Genomic DNA, 18,670 nt, shown 5'->3' with positions numbered 1-18,670 from the left:
CGCGTCTTCACGATAGTGAATCAGTAAAATCCGCGTACCATAAAAACACAAACAAAATAAAATGAAGTCCAATTTAATTACCAAAATTACCCTTTGCGGTTTATTGCTTAACGGCTTTTATGCTTCGGCACAAAAAAATAATCTTCAGGTTGATGCTGCAAAAACAGTTACCAAAATTCAGCCAACGATGTACGGAGTGTTTTTTGAAGACATCAATTTTGCTGCTGATGGAGGTTTGTATGCTGAAATGATCAAGAACAGATCATTTGAATTTTTGTTTCCAATGATGGGGTGGAATGAACCCAACAGCGATCGTCATAAATTAAACCAGCAATCCGGAATTGCAAATGTGGTTCAATATTCTAAACAAGGAACCAATCATAATTATTGCAGAGTTACGCTTAATGATGCCAGCGGTTATCAATTGGTTAATGAAGGATTTAGAGGAATGGGAATCAAAAAAGATTTGAAATACAATCTGACTCTAAAAGCTTCAAAAATATCTGGAAATATTTCCAAAATTATGTTTCAGTTTATTGATAAAGAAGGTAAAGCTCTTGGAGAGACTTCGGTTGTTCCAACATCAAATGACTGGACAGATTATGCTGCTCAGTTGACATCTACAGCAACAGAAGCTAAAGCGAAACTGAAAATAACTTTTGAAGGAAATGGAGTTATCGATTTGGATAATATTTCATTATTTCCCGAGGATACCTGGGCAGGAAGAAAAAATGGACTTCGTAAAGATTTAGTACAATTATTATACGATTTAAAACCGGGATTTTTACGTTTCCCTGGAGGCTGTATTGTAGAAGGAAGAACTTTGGCAGAACGTTACCAATGGAAAAAATCGATTGGAAAAGTTGAAGACAGAGAAACTGCGGTAAATCGTTGGAACATGGAATTTGCACACCGTCCGGCTCCGGATTATTTTCAAAGTTTTGGTTTGGGATTCTTCGAATATTTTCAGCTTTCAGAAGATATTGGGGCATCACCACTGCCAATTCTGAGCTGTGGGATGGCGTGTCAATTCAACACCGGGCAATTGGTTCCAATGGATCAAATCGATCCTTATGTGCAGGATGCTTTAGATTTAATTGAATTTGCAAATGGTGACCAAACGACAGCCTGGGGTAAAGTGAGAGCTGATATGGGACATCCAAAACCATTCAATTTAAAATTCATAGGAGTTGGAAATGAGCAATGGGGACCGGATTATATTGAGCGTTTCAAGGTGTTTCAAAAAGCCATCAAATCAAAATATCCAAACATTACAATTGTTTCAGGTACAGGGCCATTTCCTGATGGAGATTTCTTTGATTATGGCATGGCAGCACTTAAAAAGCTGAATGCAGAAATTGTTGATGAGCATTATTATAAAGATCCGGCATGGTTCCGTAAAAATGTAACACGTTACGATAATTACGACCGTAAAGGACCAAAGATTTTTGCCGGAGAATATGCAGCGCAAAGTGTAGCAATAGCAAGTCCGGATAATAAAAATAACTGGGAATGTGCTTTCTCTGAAGCGGCTTTCATGACCGGAATGGAGCGTAATGCTGAGGTTGTTCATTTAACTTCTTATGCACCATTATTAGCACACGTAGAAGGTTGGCAATGGACACCTGACATGATTTGGTTCAATAATTTACAATCGTACGGAACGCCAAATTATTATGTTCAGAAATTATTTTCAAACAATAAAGGGACTGATTTAATAGCGATTACAAAAGACGGAAAAGCAGTTACAGGGCAAAACGATTTGTTTGCATCGGCAGTAAAAGATGTGAATTCAAAAGAAGTAATTCTAAAAATTGTAAACACTGCTGCAACAGCTCAAAATGTTTCAATTGATGTAAAAGGAGCAAAATTAGATACAAAAGGAACCGCAATAATTTTAAAAGGAGATGGGATAAATGACGAGAATTCTTTTGACACTCCAACTAAAATTAGTCCAAAAGAGAGCGAATTTAAGTTGAATGGAAATAAAATTCAGTATGACTTTCCGGCGTACTCGGTTACGGTTTTAAAAATAAAGATGAAATAATCGCAACAGAATAAATGTAAAACTAACGTTTATTTCTTGTTTTGATCTTAAACGCTTGTTTTGATGCATTATCTGTAAAAATTAGCAAGCTCATTATTGTTAAGTGTTTTTTATACACTTATAAATTATTTATAATTATATTTGTCGTCATTAATAAATGTATTTCGAATGAAAAATTACGTTATAGGATTGGACTATGGAACAGATTCTGTTCGAGCGGTGCTGATAGATACTGAAAATGGGCAGGAGTTAGCATCAAATGTTTCTCATTACAAAAGATGGAAAAACAAACAATATTGTGACGCATCAATAAATCAGTTTCGTCAACACCCTTTAGACCATATTGAAGGTCTGGAAATTACGATTCAAACTGTTATAAAAGAAAGCAAAGTTGATCCTTCGCAAGTGCGCGGAATTTGTATTGATACAACGGGATCTTCTCCGGTTCCAGTTACAAAAGAAGGAATTCCGTTAGCTTTGACAAAAGGTTTTGAAGAGAATCCAAATGCAATGATGGTGTTGTGGAAAGATCATACTTCAATCAACGAAGCAAATGAAATCAACGAATTGGCAGTAAGCTGGGGTGGTGAAAATGTGACAAAATATGTGGGTGGAATTTATTCATCAGAATGGTTTTGGGCAAAAATTTTACACATCGCAAGAGAAGATCAAGCAGTTCGAAATGCAGCACACACCTGGATGGAGCACTGTGATTTAATGACGTATTTGTTAATTGACAATAAAGATTTAAAATCATTTAAAAGAAGCCGTTGCGCAGCGGGTCACAAAGCAATGTGGCACGAAGACTGGAATGGACTTCCTCCGGTTGAATTCTTAGAAAAATTGCATCCGTATTTGGCAACGCTTCGTGGAAATTTATATGATGAAACGTATACCTCTGATTTAGTTGCCGGAAATTTAAGCAAAGAATGGGCAGATCGTTTAGGCCTTTCTACAGATACAGTTGTAGCAGTTGGAACTTTTGACGCACACTCTGGAGCGGTTGGAGCAAAAATTGGAGAAAATACTTTAGTTCGTGTTATGGGAACTTCAACTTGTGATATTTTGGTTGGTTCTTATGATGAAGTAGGAACAAAAACCGTTCGTGGAATCTGCGGACAAGTTGATGGATCTGTAATTCCAGGATTTATTGGTCTTGAAGCGGGACAATCTGCTTTTGGAGACTTATTGGCCTGGTACAAAGAATTATTAATGTGGCCAACGGATCATTTATTAACAGCTTCAACTGTTTTAAATGAGGCTCAAAAAGAACAATTAAGAGAAGAATTCAGCGATAAATTAATTGTGGAATTGACAAAAGAAGCAGAGAAAATTCCAGTTTCAGAAAGTCTTCCGATTGCCTTGGACTGGATCAACGGAAGAAGAACTCCGGATGCCAATCAGGAATTAAAAAGCGCCATTTCAAATTTATCTTTAGGAACAAAAGCACCTCATATTTTTAAAGCTTTGGTAAATGCAATCTGTTTTGGAGCGAAAAAAATCGTGGATCGTTTTGAAGAAGAAGGAGTAAAAATTGACAGCGTTATCGGAATTGGCGGCGTTGCCAGAAAATCACCTTTTATCATGCAGACTTTGGCTAACGTTTTAAACAAGCCAATCAAAATTGCAGCTTCAGATCAGACTCCTGCTTTAGGAGCAGCAATTTACGCAGCAGTTGCCGCCGGAATTTATCCAAACGTAATTGAAGCAAGCCAAAAAATAGGAAGTGATTTCGACGGAGAATATTTCCCTCAATTAGACAAAGTAGCAGCGTATAACAAATTGTTAATCGCTTACGATCAATTGAGTGTTTTTGAAGATCCAACTATAAAAACATCAAGACATGAGTTCTCTTTATAAAGATTTAAAACAAGAATGCTACGAAGCCAACATGCAGTTAAACGCATTGAATTTGGTAGTATATACTTTTGGAAATGTTAGTGCGGTGGACAGAAAAAATGGTGTTTTTGCCATCAAGCCAAGCGGCGTTCCTTATGAAGATTTAAAACCGGAAGATATTGTAATTGTAGATTTTGATAACAATATTATTGAAGGAACAATGCGTCCGTCATCTGACACAAAAACACACGCATACCTATATAAAAACTGGCCAAATATTGGTGGTGTTGCACATACACACGCAACCTATTCTGTAGCCTGGGCACAGTCGCAACAAGATATTCCAATTTTTGGAACCACACATGCCGATCATTTAACAGCAGATATTCCTTGTGCACCGCCAATGGCAGATTCGCTTATCGAAGGAAACTACGAACACAATACCGGAATTCAGATTTTGGATTGCTTCAAAGAAAAAAATCTTTCTTATGAAGAAGTAGAAATGATTTTGATCGGAAATCACGGTCCGTTTGCCTGGGGGAAAAATGCAGCAAAAGCAGTATACAACAGTAAGGTTTTAGAAGTCGTAGCCGAAATGGCCTACCTGACTTTACAAATAAATCCGAATGCGCCAAGATTAAAAGATTCCCTAATAAAGAAACATTATAACCGTAAACACGGAAAAGATTCGTATTACGGACAGTAATTTAGATAAAAGATAAAAGAATAAAGAACAAAGGTTTTCAGCATTTCAAAACTTGAAACAAAGAAAACTTGAAACAAAATAAACAAAAGAATATGATTGATATATCTCAGAAAGAAGTATGGTTTGTAGTAGGAAGCCAGGAATTATACGGTGAAGAAACTTTAAGAAAAGTAGCTGAACATTCTCAAATAATTGCGAAAGGATTAGATGGAGCGTCTAATATTCCAGTAAAAGTAGTTTATAAAGATGTGGTGAAATCACCTTCTCAAATCTTGGATGTATGTTTAGCGGCAAATTCGGCTAAAAACTGTATCGGAATTATTGCCTGGATGCATACTTTTTCACCAGCTAAAATGTGGATTGGCGGATTGAGTATTTTGAAAAAACCATTATGTCATTTACATACACAATACAATGCTGAAATTCCGTGGGGAACTATCGATATGGATTTCATGAACTTGAATCAATCGGCACACGGAGATCGTGAGTTTGGTTTTATCATGTCAAGAATGCGTAAAAAACGCAAAGTGGTTGTTGGACATTGGGAAGACGAAAGAGTTCAGAAAAAATTAGGTATCTGGACAAGAGTTGCTTTAGGATGGGATGAACTTCAGAACTTAAAAGTAGCTCGTATTGGAGACAATATGCGTGAAGTTGCCGTAACAGAAGGAGATAAAGTAGAAGCTCAAATTCGTTTCGGAATGTCAGTTAACGGTTTTGATTCTTCAGATGTTACCAAATATATTGAGAAAGTTACAGATAAGGAATTAAATGATTTATTAGCAGTTTACGAACAATCATATACTTTGACGGATGCTTTAAAAGAAGGCGGAGCACAAAGAAGTTCATTAGCGGAAGCGGCAAAAATTGAATTAGGATTAAGAGCTTTCCTTGAAGAAGGAGGTTTTGGAGCTTTTACAGATACGTTCGAAAATTTAGGTGTTTGGAAACAATTGCCTGGAATTGCGACACAAAGATTAATGGCCGACGGTTACGGTTTTGGTGGAGAAGGAGACTGGAAAACAGCTGCAATGGTTCGTGCCTTAAAAGTAATGAACGTTGGTCTTGAAGGTGGGACTTCTTTCATGGAAGATTATACGTATCACTTTACACCTCAAAAATCATACGTTTTAGGATCGCATATGTTGGAAATCTGTCCATCAATTGCTGATGGAAAACCTTCTTGCGAAGTGCATCCTTTAGGAATTGGAGGAAAAGAAGATCCGGCTCGTTTGGTGTTTAATTCACCAGCAGGAGATGCAATCAATGTTTCTTTGGTTGATATGGGAACTCGTTTCCGTTTGATTGTAAACGAAGTTACAGCTATCAAACCAATGGCAGAATTACCAAAATTACCGGTTGCGAGAGTTTTATGGGATTGTAAACCAAACCTTGAAATTGCTGCAACAGCGTGGATTTTGGCAGGAGGAGCGCATCATACTGTTTACAGCCAGTCGCTAACAACAGAATACATGGAAGATTTTGCTGATATCGCCGGAATCGAATTATTGGTTATTGATGAAAAAACTACCGTAAGGGATTTTAAAGATAAGATCAATGCAAATGAAGCGTATTATCATTTGTTTCAACACGGTCTTTAGGCAGTAAGATGTAATTTGTAAGATGTAAAATGTGAAAAAACTTAAAAAGGTAATTTTTACATTTATAAAATGATTAAATTTCACGTCTAACATTTCACTTCTAACATTTAACTTTTTACAAACCAAAAAAATATCAATTATGAATGTATTAAAACGTTGTATTTTTGGAATAAGCCTTATGAGTTTGGCAACAATTTCAGTTCAATGCAAAAGCGATAAAAAAATGGATGCTACAACAGTTTCGTCAGACGAAAAAGCTACAGTTACAATTGAAAAATCTTCTTATGGAACAACTGCAAAAGGAGAAAAAGTCGACAGTTATAAATTGAAAAACCAAAATGGGATGGAAGTTGATATCATCACTTTTGGCGGAAGGATTACAGATTTGAAAGTGCCTAATAAAGATGGTGTTTCTGAAAATGTAGTAATCGGATTTAATTCTTTGGCACAATACGAAAAAGCGAATCCTTTTTTTGGAGCTTTGATCGGAAGATACGGAAACCGTATTGCTAAAGGTAAATTCACTTTAGATGAAAAAGAATATCAATTGGCAATAAACAATGCTCCAAATGCTTTGCACGGTGGACCGCAAGGATATTTTAATGTTGTTTGGAAAGCCGATGAGGCAAAATCAGGAGACACAGCTTCTTTAAAATTATCTTATTTAAGTAAAGATATGGAAGAAGGTTATCCTGGAAACCTAAAGGTTTTTGTTACTTATACATTGACAAATGATAATCAGTTAGAAGTATTATACGAAGCGACGACAGATAAGAAAACAGTTGTGAATTTGACGCAGCATTCTTATTTCAATTTATCAGGAGATTTTTCTAAAACAATCTTAGATCATGAATTGACTTTAAATGCAGATAAAATTGTTCCGGTTGATGCTACTTTGATTCCGACAGGAAAATTAGAAGATGTTGCCAATACACCTTTCGATTTCAGAACACCAAAACTAATTGGAAAAGATATCGCGGTTAAAAACGAACAAATAGAAAGAGGAAAAGGTTACGATCACTGTTGGGTATTGAACAATCCTGAAAAAGGAAAAACAATTATTGCAAAAGTATATCACGCAGCCAGCGGAAGAGTTATGGAAATGACTACGGATGAACCTGGAATTCAATTTTACTCTGGAAATTTCCTTGACGGAACTTTACCAATGCCCAAAGGTGGTACTTACGCACACAGAACAGGTTTATGTTTAGAAACAGAACATTATCCTGATTCTCCAAACCAGAAAAACTTCCCGACAACGGTTTTAAACCCGGGAGAAAATTATAAAACTAAAACTACTTTTAAATTCTCTGTAAAAAAATAGTTTTGGAATTATGTTAATTAGTTAGTAATTCTCTAAGAAACCTCGAAAGTAGTCCTTTCGAGGTTTTTTTATTTGTAGATAGTAAAAATTACGTTTTGTAAGGATTTTGTTAATTTATTTCAATTCTTTCTTATATTTGAGAGATAACTATTATAAAAACTATTTGCAAATGAAAAACCCAATTAAAGTATTACTTCTGTTATTAACATCTTCAATATTTGGAATCGCAAATGCTCAGGTCCAGATGAATTTTAAATTTGATACACCTTATGGTAAAAATACCACTGTTGGAAAATTTGTTGAAATCAATGGAGCTAAAATCTATTTTGAAGAATATGGAAAAGGCGAACCATTGTTATTGATTCACGGAAATGGGGGAAATATTGAATCAATGGGAAATCAAATTGATTATTTTAAAAGTAAATACAGAGTTATTGTTGCCGATAATAGAGGACAAGGAAAATCAGAGTTGAAAACGGATTCTTTGACATACGTTCAGATTACAAAAGATATGGAGGAATTAGTTAATCAGTTAAAACTAGATTCCATAAGTATTATTGGATGGAGTGATGGTGGAATTGTTGGTTTGCAAATGGGTATTTCAGGTAAGTCAAAAATAAAGAAAATTGTGGTGATGGGGGCAAATTTAAGACCTGATTCGACAGCTGTTAATTCGTGGGCTACAAAAGATGTTCAGAACATGAAAAAAATGATTGCATCAAAAATTAAAAAGAAAGACACTAGTGAGAATTGGAATCTACAAAAACAACTTGCCGGACTTTTGGTAGATCAACCTAATATTGCGACTAAAGATTTATCAAAAATTAAAGCAAAAGTGCTTATAATGGCAGGAGATAAAGACATTATTAAAAATGAACATTCGGTAGAAATTTTTGAAAACATACCTAAGGCACAGTTATGTATTATGCCTGGAGAAACCCATTTTACACCGGCTTCAAGTCCGGAAGTATTTAATGCATTAGCAAATAAGTTTTTATCAGAACCGTTTAAAAGACCAGATTCAGATTGGACTAAATGGGGTAAATAAAAGCAGACTCAAAGTTTTATTTTCTTGGCAACTTCGCGTCTTTGCGAGATTAATTCGTTGCAACTTATAAAATCTTAATTTAGCAAATGAAACATTTATTTAAAGCAGAAGCAAACTGGACTTCAAGCCCAAATCCCGAACAATCAGCTTCAAAATTCTCCAGTAAAACTCATCAAATAAAAATTGAAGGTAAACCTATTTTAAATGTTTCGGCAGCAAAAGCTTTCAAAGGAGATCCGTCATTATATAATCCTGAAGATTTGTTGTTGAGCAGCTTAGTTTCCTGTCATATGATGTCGTATTTATATGTATGCTCTCAAAACGGAATTGAAGTTTTGGAATATTCAGACAACGCTGAAGCAACACTTGAAGTTTCTGAAGATGGAAGCGGACGCTTTGTTGAGGTTAGATTAAAGCCTCAAGTAAAAATCTCAAATTCGGATAAAATTGAATTGGCATTAGAACTTCATAAGAAAGCCAATCAACTTTGTTTTATTGCTAATTCCTGTAATTTTCCAGTTTTGCATGAGGCGAGTTGTGAGGGTTAAAACTTTATAAATTAGTTATGAAAAAAGTTATTCAATTAAATGAAAAAAATAAAACATTATTAAGTGATGCTCAGAAGGCAGCAATAGATAGAGGTTTAGAAGATGTTACAAATGGGAAATTGCATTCGCATCAAGATGTTATGAAAGAAACTAAAAAACATTTTCCTCATTTATTCAATAGAAAGGATTGAATCGTGTAATTTATTAGTTGATTATGGTTTTCCGTAGTATGGTGATAGTTTTATTGATGTTATTTGTTTTTGTAATACAAGACTTATCGTAAGTCTTATCGAAAATAATATTTACTTAAAAACGTTTATTATGGAAAAAATTCAAGCAATTAAACCAGGCCCAAAACCTAACAAACCAGACGGAAAACCAGATGAAAGAAGACGGGTTAATCCGCCAAATCAGCCAAAACACCCTGATTTGAAGCCTCATATACATAAGCCAAAGGATTAAGGATTAATTTTTAAAACAAAAGAGACAGTTCGGAAGCCTGTCTCTTTTTATAAGTCGTGTACTTTTTAAGAAAATGAAACTGCATAAAATCAAAAAAACCTCTTCAGTTATGAAGAGGTTTTTGTACCCGGAGCCGGAGTCGAACCGGCACGGTTTCCCACAGGTGTTTGAGACCAGCGCGTCTACCAATTCCGCCATCCGGGCTTAGCAGACGAAAAAACAACTAATAAATCAGTTATTTTAACGCAATAGAATAAGTAATTATGAGGTCATAACTGTGCTTATTCCTTTAACACGGTGCAAATGTAAAAAATTAAATTAAATGTTCTACTAAAAATACTTAAATTTTTCCTTTCAGTGTCCAATAAATTTTCTAAATTTGCACCTCGTTAAAACGACGCACACACAACTAACTACACTCGAGGCATTTATACACGTTTTGTTTTACCAAAAATGGTCAAGCCGAATTGTACGAGCGCAGCGGAGTAAAAACAACAAATTATAATGTCGCACCTAGAACCAGAAGCTAAAATTTTTGCTTGTTCACAAAGTGTCTATCTTGCAGAAAAAATTGCCGATCATTACGGAATTCCGTTAGGCAAAGTAACGATGTCAACGTATAGTGATGGAGAATTTCAACCATCTTACGAAGAATCAATAAGGGGATTACGCGTTTTTATAGTGTGTTCAACTTTTCCAACTGCTGATAATTTGATGGAATTGTTATTAATGATTGATGCAGCAAAACGTGCATCAGCAAGACATATTACAGCTGTTATGCCTTATTTTGGTTGGGCAAGACAGGACAGAAAAGACAAGCCAAGAGTTCCGATTGGAGCAAAATTAGTAGCTAATTTATTAGATGCTGCCGGAGCGACAAGAGTAATGACAATGGATTTGCACGCAGATCAAATTCAGGGGTTTTTCGAAAAACCAGTAGATCATTTATTTGCATCTACCATCTTTTTACCATATGTAGAAAGTTTAAAATTAGAGAATCTAACAATTGCATCTCCGGATATGGGAGGTTCAAAAAGAGCATATGCTTATTCTAAGTTTTTAGAATCAGATGTAGTAATCTGTTACAAACAAAGAAAAGCAGCCAACGTTATAGACACTATGGAACTAATTGGTGAAGTAAAAGGTCGTAACGTAATATTAGTAGACGACATGATCGATACTGGTGGGACATTAGCAAAAGCAGCAGATTTAATGATCGAAAAAGGAGCATTAAGTGTTAGAGCAATATGTACACACGCCATTTTATCAGGTGGAGCTTACGAAAAAATTGAAAATTCGAAATTAAGCGAATTAATAGTTACCGATTCAATCCCGTTAAAGAGAGAATCAAAGAAAATTAGAGTAGTGAGTTGTGCACCTCTTTTTGCTGAAGTTATGCACATGGTGCACCACAACAATTCCATTAGTGGAAAATTTATAATGTAAGAAGCAGTAAGCTTTAAGCAAATTAGAATATTTATTAATAACTATATTTTTTTTACAATGAAATCGATTACAATTAAAGGATCAGAAAGAGAAAGCGTGGGCAAAGTGTCAACTAAAGCCTTACGTAATGCTGGACAGGTTCCTTGCGTATTATACGGAGGAAATCAAGCAGTACACTTCTCAGCAGACGCTGCAGCGTTCAAAAACTTGGTTTACACTCCAAACGCACACACAGTTGTGATTGAGCTTGGAAAAGGAAAATCATTCAATGCAATTTTACAAGATATCCAGGTCCACCCGGTATCTGACAAAATTTTACACATTGACTTCTTCCAATTATTTGATGATAAGGAAATCACTATGGAAGTTCCTGTAAAAATCGTTGGTACATCTAAAGGTGTTCTTGCAGGTGGTGTTTTACGTTTAAACACTCGTAAATTAAAAGTTAAAGCTTTACCTAAAGATCTTCCTGATTTTGTTGAAGCTGACATTACTCCACTTGAAATGGGTAACAAATTGTACGTTACTAAAGTTGGTTCTCCAGAATACAAAGTGATGCACCCAGAGAACACAGTTGTTGCACAAGTAAGAATCTCTCGTGCTGCTATGAAAGCTGCTCAAGAAGCTGCAAAAGCTGCAAAAGCTCCTGCAAAAGGAAAGAAAAAATAATTTTTTTCAAATCAATACAAAAAGCATCAATCGAAAGATTGGTGCTTTTTTTTTGAGGTTCTAAGTTTCTAAGGTATTGAGATCCTAAGTTTTTTCCTCGATGTCAGACTAAACGAAATCGGAGCTCTTTAAATACAATTATCTAATTTGTTTTTTTAGAAGCAGAAGGTTTCCGGTTTTTTCAAGACACAACGTTCCTGCCATCCGCTATATCTTTTCCTTGCTAAAGGAGCAAGAAAAAGGATACCGCTGCTGTCAGGGCTAGCAAGAATGATTCATTTTTATAAGAAAGGTTCAAAGATTCAAAGGGCAAAGTGCTTTTATGTCAACAGGATAAAAGTGCAATAAAATTAGTATAAATCAGTTTGAATCCGTGTCATCCGCGTGCCATTGTTAGCGTACCTTGCGTAAAACCTTTGCGCTCATTGCGGTTAATGACAATACAAATCAAATTGTCTAATTGCCATATTTCCTAATTATCTAATTAACCAATTGGCACATTCCCTAATTAAGTTTATTTTTGCATCATGATAAAATGGATAACAAAACTGTTTTCATCAACACAAAAAGAAGAGAACATAGGCAATATGAAACCGGAGGTTCACGAACACCCAAAAAACAATATAAAAAGCGTGAGTAAAAAATATTTAATCGTAGGACTTGGTAATATCGGTGCCGAATACGTAAATACAAGACATAACATAGGTTTTAAAGTCCTTGACTTTTTCGCCAAAAAAGAAAGCCTTTCATTCGAAACGGTAAAGCTCGGCGCACTTGCCGAATATAAATTTAAAGGAAGAAGCTTTTTTCTGCTTAAACCAAACACCTATATGAATTTAAGCGGTAAAGCCGTAAAATACTGGATGGATAAAGAAAATATTCCGTTAGAAAATATTCTGGTCATTACAGATGATTTAAACTTGTCTTTTGGAACGATTAGAATTAAGCCGAAAGGAAGCGATGGAGGCCACAACGGACTTAAAAACATCAACCTTGTTTTAAATACACAACAATATACCCGTTTCAGATTTGGTATTAGTGATCAATTTAAAAAAGGACAACAAGTTGACTATGTTTTAGGCGATTGGGATGAAGAAGAAAAAGCAAAATTAACGGAGCGTTTAGAAGTGTCTTCAGAAATTATTAAATCATTCGGAACCGCCGGATTAGAAAATACCATGACCACTTTTAATGGAAAATAAAGATTTACAACTATTTAGAGGTTAAAAAAACGATTTATCAATTAATTAAATTCAATTATAACAAAATAGTATTTTCTATTCCAAAGTTAAATGTTTAAATTTGGATAAATTATTATAAACCATAAAAATCATAATATCATGGCTTTTGAACTACCACAATTACCTTATGCATATGACGCATTAGAACCACATATTGATGCACGTACAATGGAAATTCACCATTCTAAACATCATAATGCATATACTACAAATCTTAACGCAGCTATCGCTGGTACAGATTTGGAAGGAAAAACAATCGAAAACATCTTAATCAACTTAGATAAATCAAACGCTGCAGTTCGTAACAATGGTGGAGGTTTCTACAACCACAATTTATTCTGGACTGTAATGACTCCAAACGGTGGCGGATTACCAACAGGTGATTTATTAGCTGCAATTGAGTCTTCTTTTGGAACTTTTGAAGAATTTAAAGCAAAATTTGCTAAAGCAGGTGCTACACAATTCGGTTCAGGATGGGCTTGGTTATGTGTGCAAAAAGGTGGAAAATTAGACGTTTGCGGAACTCCAAATCAAGACAATCCATTAATGCCGGAAGTTGGTTGCGGTGGAACTCCAATTTTAGGAATGGATGTTTGGGAGCACGCTTACTATTTAAACTACCAAAACAGAAGACCAGATTATATCGAAGCTTTCTTCAATGTAATTAACTGGACAGAAGTGGCAAGAAGATATGCTTTAGACAAATAGTCTAAGAGAGAATAGAATAAAGAGTAAAGAAAAAAGACGGATGGCCTTCATAGCTATCCGTCTTTTTTTGTTGTGAATGGTTTTAAACTATGTTCTAAAATCTTTATCCTTTACTCTATTCTCTTTGTTCTTTACTCTTAGTCTCAAGAGAATAGAATAACGAGTAAAGAAAAAAGACGGATGGCCTGATAGCTATCTGTCTTTTTTATTGTGAATGGTTTTAAACTATGTTCTAAAATCTTTACTCTATTCTCTTTATTCTTTACTCCTTTCTATGTATAAAATAAAAAAGGCGGAATCTCTTCCGCCTTTTTTGCCCCAAATCTACCATAAACTTAACCTACTAATGTTATGGTTCAGTAAATGTAAAGTAGTTGTATGTATATTAAAAACTTTTTAGACGAATGGTAAATATATCCGATTAAGTGTGTTAAAACTTCTTAAAGAACTATATTTCAGTTTACTCCAATAAAAAAGGCGGAATCTCTTCCGCCTTTTTTGCCCCAAATCTACCATAAACTTAACCTACTAATGTTATGGTTTAGTAAATGTATGGTAGTTGTATGTATATTAAAAACTTTTTAGACGAATGGCAAATATATCCGATTAAGTGTGTTAAATTTTTAAAGCGCTATATTTCAGTTTACTCCAATAAAAAAGGTGGAATTGCTTCCACCCTTTTTGCCCCAAATCTACCATAAACTTAACCTACTAATGTTATGGTGTCCCAAAAGTAATTTAGCTTTTCGGTTTTGCCAAACATATAGGATTAACGGCAAAAAAAACCGATGAAATGCACATTTTAACCTTTTGTTAATACTTTTAATACGCTCTTGCGTCTTTTCCTTCGTAAAAATTCATAAATGCACGGTTCACTACACGATTTCCTCCAGGGGTAGGATAATCTCCCGTAAAGTACCAGTCTCCCAGGTTTTTAGGGCACGCAATATGCAAATCTTCTACTTTTTGGAAAATTATTTTTACTTCTGCATTAATTTCAGGTGAACTTAACATTTCTGCAATTTTATCTGAAATTTCTTCCGGTGTAAATTGATCATATATTGCTGTTACATAATTTACCACATCAGTATCAACATAGTTTTCCTGAGCTTTACATTTAGCATAAACTTCATCTACAATATGATATAAATTTCTTTCTTTCAATAAAGCCAAAGCAGCTCTAAAAGCAACAAGGCCTTCTAATTTTGCCATGTCAATTCCGTAACAATCAGGGTAACGAATTTGTGGTGCCGAAGAAACAATTACGATACGTTTTGGTTTCAAACGATCCATCATTTTAATGATACTCATTTTAAGAGTCGTACCACGAACAATACTGTCATCGATTATAACTAAATTATCAGTTGGTTTGATAACACCGTAAGTTACATCATAAACGTGAGCAACTAAATCGTCACGGCTGCTGTCTTCTGTAATAAAGGTTCTAAGTTTAGCATCTTTGATAGCCACTTTCTCCGTACGGATTTTTACTGCCAATAACTCCTGAAGTGTTTCGGCTGTAAGTGTATTTCTGTTTTCTAAAATATAATTGTTTTTTCTCTGATTTAAGAAATCCTGAGCAGCTTCAACTAAACCATAAAAGGATGTTTCGGCCGTATTGGGGATATAAGAGAAAACAGTGTTATCTGTGTCGCTGTCAATTGATTTAAGAACAGCAGGTAAAATTAGTTTTCCTAAATTTTTACGTTCCTGATAAATTTCAGCATCACTTCCTCTTGAAAAATAAATTCTTTCAAACGAACATGCTTTTTTAACGGTTGGTTCCAGGATTTGTTCCATCGAAACTTTTCCACTTTTCTTAATAATCAAAGCATTTCCCGGATCAATTTCCTGAACACTTTCAAAAGGAACATTAAATACAGTTTGAATAACAGGTCTTTCAGAAGCTACAACAACTACTTCGTCATCCTGATAAAAATAAGCTGGACGAATTCCGGCAGGATCTCTAAATACGAAAGCATCACCATGACCTAATAATCCGGCCATTGCATAACCTCCATCTAAATTTTTTGCTGAACGGGTTAATATTTTTGCAATATCCAATCGGTCTGCGATTACAGGAGAAGCTTCTCTTTTAGAATAACCTTCTTGTTTACAGTCCTGATAAAGTTGCATTACTTCTTTGTCTAAGAAGTGGCCAATTTTTTCCATAACCGTTACAGTATCAGCCATTTCTTTTGGATGTTGTCCAAGTTCTACCAGATTTTGGAAAAGTTCTTTAACATTTGTCATGTTAAAATTTCCGGCCAAAATCAAATTACGGTGCATCCAGTTACTTTGACGTAAAAATGGGTGAACACTTTCGATACTGTTTTTTCCGAAAGTTCCGTAACGAACATGTCCTAAAAATAGTTCTCCAATATAAGGTATGTTTGCTTTTTGTTGGGCAACATCATTTGCGTATTCAGGATGACTTGTCATTTCCTCATTAATACGCTCATTAATTTGTTTGAAAACGTCCTGAATAGGCTGTGCATGATTTGAACGAACTCTGCTGATATAACGCTCACCAGGTTCAACATCAAATTTAATACTTGCAAAACCAGCGCCATCCTGACCGCGGTTGTGCTGCTTCTCCATCATCAGATACATTTTTTGTATCCCGTAAAAAGCAGTTCCGTATTTTTCTTTGTAATATTCAAGCGGTTTAAGAAGTCTAACTAAGGCTATACCACATTCGTGTTTTAAAGCGTCGCTCATTGTGTTTTGTATTTTGTGTTGTTGTAAGTTGTGTGTATTAACGTAATAAAAAAAGCCCCGTGTTATCGAGGCTTTCGGGCATTATATTTCTATGTCAAACTGAGTTAACGACTTAAATTGCTGTAATCGAATCGCTACTTCTGCTTTGCTTAATGTTTCCATCCTTTCTGTTCCAAATTTCTCCACACAAAATGAAGCTAAATTCGAACCGTAAATAATTGCATTTTTCATATTGCCAAACGAAATGTTTTCGCTTTGTGCAATGAATCCGGAAAACCCACCCGCGAAAGTGTCTCCGGCTCCTGTTGGATCAAAAACATCTTCTAATGGTAAAGCCGGTGCAAAAAACACTTCCCTATTATGGAATAAAAGCGCACCATGTTCTCCTTTTTTGATTACCACATATTTTGGTCCCAATTCCTGGATTTTGTTTGCTGCTTTTACTAATGAATATTCTCCTGAAAGTTGTCTTGCTTCTTCATCATTAATAGTAATAACGTCTACACGTTTGATTACGTCCAATAATTCAGGAAGAGCGCAGTCCATCCAAAAGTTCATAGTGTCTAAAACTACTAATTTTGGTTTTTTCTCCATTTGATCTAAAACACTGCTTTGTACTAAAGGATGTAAGTTTCCTAACATCACAACATCAGCATCTTTATAATTTTGTGGAACTTTCGGCTGAAAATCTGCCAAAACATTTAGTTCAGTAATTAGAGTGTCTCTTGAATTTAGATCGTTGTGATATAAACCGCTCCAGAAAAAGGTTTTTCCGCCTTTTACAATTTCGATACCAGAGATATCAATATTTCTTGAAGTTAAAAGATCTAAATGTTCTTGGGGAAAATCGTCGCCAACTACAGAAACGATGGCCGATTGCAAGTTAAAAAAGGATGCTGATAAACCAATGTATGTTGCAGCACCACCTAATATTTTATCTGTTTTTCCGAAAGGAGTTTCAATCGCGTCGAAAGCAACCGTTCCAACAATCAATAATTTATTCATTTTATGAATTTCGAATTAGGGTGCAAAGATACTTCATAAGTTACAATATTGCAACGGTTTAGGTTCTCAAAATTTTCATAAAAAAACAATATCGTTTGCGGGGCTAAAACTATTGTAAATGAGAGTATTATATTTGAATCTTTTGAAGGATTAAAATATGTTTTTTGGATTTAAAATGCAATACTTATTTTCGAAAAATGCTTTGAATGTTTTCAAATTAATAATTGAATAAAAGAGTCTACAACTGATACCTCTTATCAAAATAATTCTTCAATAACCCAATCTGAATTAGAATCATAAAAGGAACAACCATAAAAGCATATAAGATGTTTTTTGAAAGATGAATTCCGGAGAAAAATGCGAAAAGATTGTCTGTGTATGATTTTCCGATTTCCAAATTGTTTTCGGGCACTGAAAAAAGAGAAGAATAAATTGCGATAGCTACTAAACAAATGCCAATGAAAACCCAGGTCGATTTAGAAATCAAAGGTTGATAGTTTTTAATTTTGCTTTTTTCGGCCACTAAAACCTGAGCCATTATTTTTGAAGTAAAGTCAAAAGATGGTGTTTCCAAAGTATCTTCGGCCATCATTTTATCAATAAGATTTTCTATGTTTTTATCGTTCTCTTTCATAACACGCTACTATTTCTGGTTCTAATTGCTTTTTCAAAATTACCGCTAATTTCTGTCGGCTTCTAAATAATTTTACTTTGACATTGTTAGCATTAATATTCATAACCTTTCCGATTTCTTCTAAGCTCTGATCTTCAAAATAAAATAAAGTTAGCAGGAAATTCTCTTCACTCGGTAACAAATTCAAACAATTTTGAATTGTCTGCTTTCGTTCTTTATCTTCCAAAGCACTCAGGGCATTATCCATCGTTTTAATTAAATGTGCCGAAAATTCATCTATCGATATATTAAGATCTTCTTTTTTGTTTTTCTTCAAACGATCTAAGCACGTATTATAAGCTATTTTATAAATCCATGTCGAAAATTTCGAATCGCCTTTAAACTTGCTCAACGAACTGTAAATTTTAATAAAAGTATCCTGTGCAACTTCTTCAGCTTCTTCTCTGTTTTTAATCATTTTCAATGCCAAAGTAAAAATCATATCCTTATAACGATCCACAAGCACGGCAAAAGAATTGGTCTCGCCCTGAAGGATTTTATCGATATAATGTTGATCACTGATTGCACTCATATTATATAGGACGATGGTTTGTTTGTTTAGGTTACAAGAAATTGAAAAATAAATTTCAATTTTCAAATTCCAACCTTAAAATTAAATTCCAATAATTAAA

At 34.7% G+C, this 18,670-nt stretch carries 17 protein-coding genes and 1 tRNA gene; 13 read left to right on the top strand and 5 right to left on the bottom strand.

The genetic code is table 11. From position 1 onward, the window contains the following. The first annotated feature begins 61 nt into the window (after positions 1-61). From IHE43_RS02020 to IHE43_RS01980, 9 genes are all read left to right on the top strand, one after another. Positions 62-2,047: an alpha-L-arabinofuranosidase C-terminal domain-containing protein gene (locus IHE43_RS02020; RefSeq protein ID WP_192186444.1), complete on the top strand. Its 1,986-nt coding sequence runs from the start codon at positions 62-64 to the stop codon at positions 2,045-2,047. Positions 2,048-2,215: 168 nt separating this feature from the next. Beyond that, positions 2,216-3,907 carry a ribulokinase gene (locus IHE43_RS02015; protein WP_192186443.1) on the top strand — a complete coding sequence of 564 codons (1,692 nt, stop codon included), beginning with the start codon at positions 2,216-2,218 and terminating at the stop codon, positions 3,905-3,907. Next, positions 3,891-4,592, top strand: a complete 702-nt coding sequence (locus tag IHE43_RS02010) for an L-ribulose-5-phosphate 4-epimerase (protein ID WP_065451685.1) — start codon at positions 3,891-3,893, stop codon at positions 4,590-4,592. Before IHE43_RS02015 ends, IHE43_RS02010 begins: the two co-directional genes overlap by 17 nt. Before the next feature lie 92 nt (positions 4,593-4,684). Continuing rightward, positions 4,685-6,193, top strand: a complete 1,509-nt coding sequence (araA, locus tag IHE43_RS02005; protein WP_192186442.1) for an L-arabinose isomerase — start codon at positions 4,685-4,687, stop codon at positions 6,191-6,193. Positions 6,194-6,332: 139 nt separating this feature from the next. Continuing rightward, positions 6,333-7,517 (top strand): aldose epimerase family protein, encoded by a 1,185-nt coding sequence (locus IHE43_RS02000; protein WP_192186441.1) that lies wholly within the window; start codon positions 6,333-6,335, stop codon positions 7,515-7,517. 169 nt (positions 7,518-7,686) lie between these two features. Next, positions 7,687-8,565 carry an alpha/beta fold hydrolase gene (locus IHE43_RS01995; RefSeq protein ID WP_192186440.1) on the top strand — a complete coding sequence of 293 codons (879 nt, stop codon included), beginning with the start codon at positions 7,687-7,689 and terminating at the stop codon, positions 8,563-8,565. An 86-nt stretch (positions 8,566-8,651) separates the two neighbouring features. Then, entirely contained in the window at positions 8,652-9,113 is a 462-nt protein-coding gene (locus IHE43_RS01990) for an OsmC family protein (protein ID WP_192186439.1), read from the top strand. A 17-nt stretch (positions 9,114-9,130) separates the two neighbouring features. Then, positions 9,131-9,304 carry a hypothetical protein gene (locus tag IHE43_RS01985; protein ID WP_192186438.1) on the top strand — a complete coding sequence of 58 codons (174 nt, stop codon included), beginning with the start codon at positions 9,131-9,133 and terminating at the stop codon, positions 9,302-9,304. Between the two features lie 130 nt (positions 9,305-9,434). Then, positions 9,435-9,575 (top strand): hypothetical protein, encoded by a 141-nt coding sequence (locus IHE43_RS01980; RefSeq protein WP_192186437.1) that lies wholly within the window; start codon positions 9,435-9,437, stop codon positions 9,573-9,575. A 124-nt stretch (positions 9,576-9,699) separates the two neighbouring features. On the opposite strand, the gene IHE43_RS01975 is transcribed toward IHE43_RS01980, so the two are convergent. Next, positions 9,700-9,779 (bottom strand) — tRNA-Leu (locus IHE43_RS01975). 300 nt (positions 9,780-10,079) lie between these two features. Here IHE43_RS01975 and IHE43_RS01970 point away from each other — a divergent pair. From IHE43_RS01970 to IHE43_RS01955, 4 genes are all read left to right on the top strand, one after another. Beyond that, on the top strand, positions 10,080-11,021 hold the full coding sequence (locus tag IHE43_RS01970; protein ID WP_056189498.1) for a ribose-phosphate pyrophosphokinase: 942 nt from the start codon (positions 10,080-10,082) through the stop codon (positions 11,019-11,021). 57 nt (positions 11,022-11,078) lie between these two features. Further along, positions 11,079-11,690 carry a 50S ribosomal protein L25/general stress protein Ctc gene (locus IHE43_RS01965; RefSeq protein ID WP_056189501.1) on the top strand — a complete coding sequence of 204 codons (612 nt, stop codon included), beginning with the start codon at positions 11,079-11,081 and terminating at the stop codon, positions 11,688-11,690. A 527-nt stretch (positions 11,691-12,217) separates the two neighbouring features. Beyond that, complete coding sequence (pth, locus tag IHE43_RS01960) at positions 12,218-12,892, top strand: aminoacyl-tRNA hydrolase (RefSeq protein WP_192186436.1); 675 nt, start codon at positions 12,218-12,220, stop codon at positions 12,890-12,892. Positions 12,893-13,030: 138 nt separating this feature from the next. Then, entirely contained in the window at positions 13,031-13,639 is a 609-nt protein-coding gene (locus IHE43_RS01955) for a superoxide dismutase (protein ID WP_056189506.1), read from the top strand. Positions 13,640-14,461: 822 nt separating this feature from the next. On the opposite strand, the gene IHE43_RS01950 is transcribed toward IHE43_RS01955, so the two are convergent. The 4 genes from IHE43_RS01950 to IHE43_RS01935 form a co-directional block, all read right to left on the bottom strand. After that, on the bottom strand, positions 14,462-16,360 hold the full coding sequence (locus IHE43_RS01950; protein WP_192186435.1) for an amidophosphoribosyltransferase: 1,899 nt from the start codon (positions 16,358-16,360) through the stop codon (positions 14,462-14,464). Between the two features lie 81 nt (positions 16,361-16,441). Next, entirely contained in the window at positions 16,442-17,365 is a 924-nt protein-coding gene (locus IHE43_RS01945) for a PfkB family carbohydrate kinase (RefSeq protein WP_192186434.1), read from the bottom strand. 238 nt (positions 17,366-17,603) lie between these two features. Beyond that, entirely contained in the window at positions 17,604-17,999 is a 396-nt protein-coding gene (locus IHE43_RS01940; protein ID WP_192186433.1) for a hypothetical protein, read from the bottom strand. After that, positions 17,983-18,570, bottom strand: a complete 588-nt coding sequence (locus tag IHE43_RS01935; protein WP_192186432.1) for an RNA polymerase sigma factor — start codon at positions 18,568-18,570, stop codon at positions 17,983-17,985. The genes IHE43_RS01940 and IHE43_RS01935 overlap by 17 nt, the downstream gene beginning before the upstream one ends. Between the last annotated feature and the right edge of the window lie 100 nt (positions 18,571-18,670).

Origin of the sequence: Flavobacterium sp. MDT1-60, from assembly GCF_014844035.1 — a bacterium.
In the GTDB taxonomy this organism is placed as follows: domain Bacteria; phylum Bacteroidota; class Bacteroidia; order Flavobacteriales; family Flavobacteriaceae; genus Flavobacterium.
Note: the sequence above shows the minus strand (reverse complement) of the source record. Positions and strands in the feature narration are given on the sequence as shown.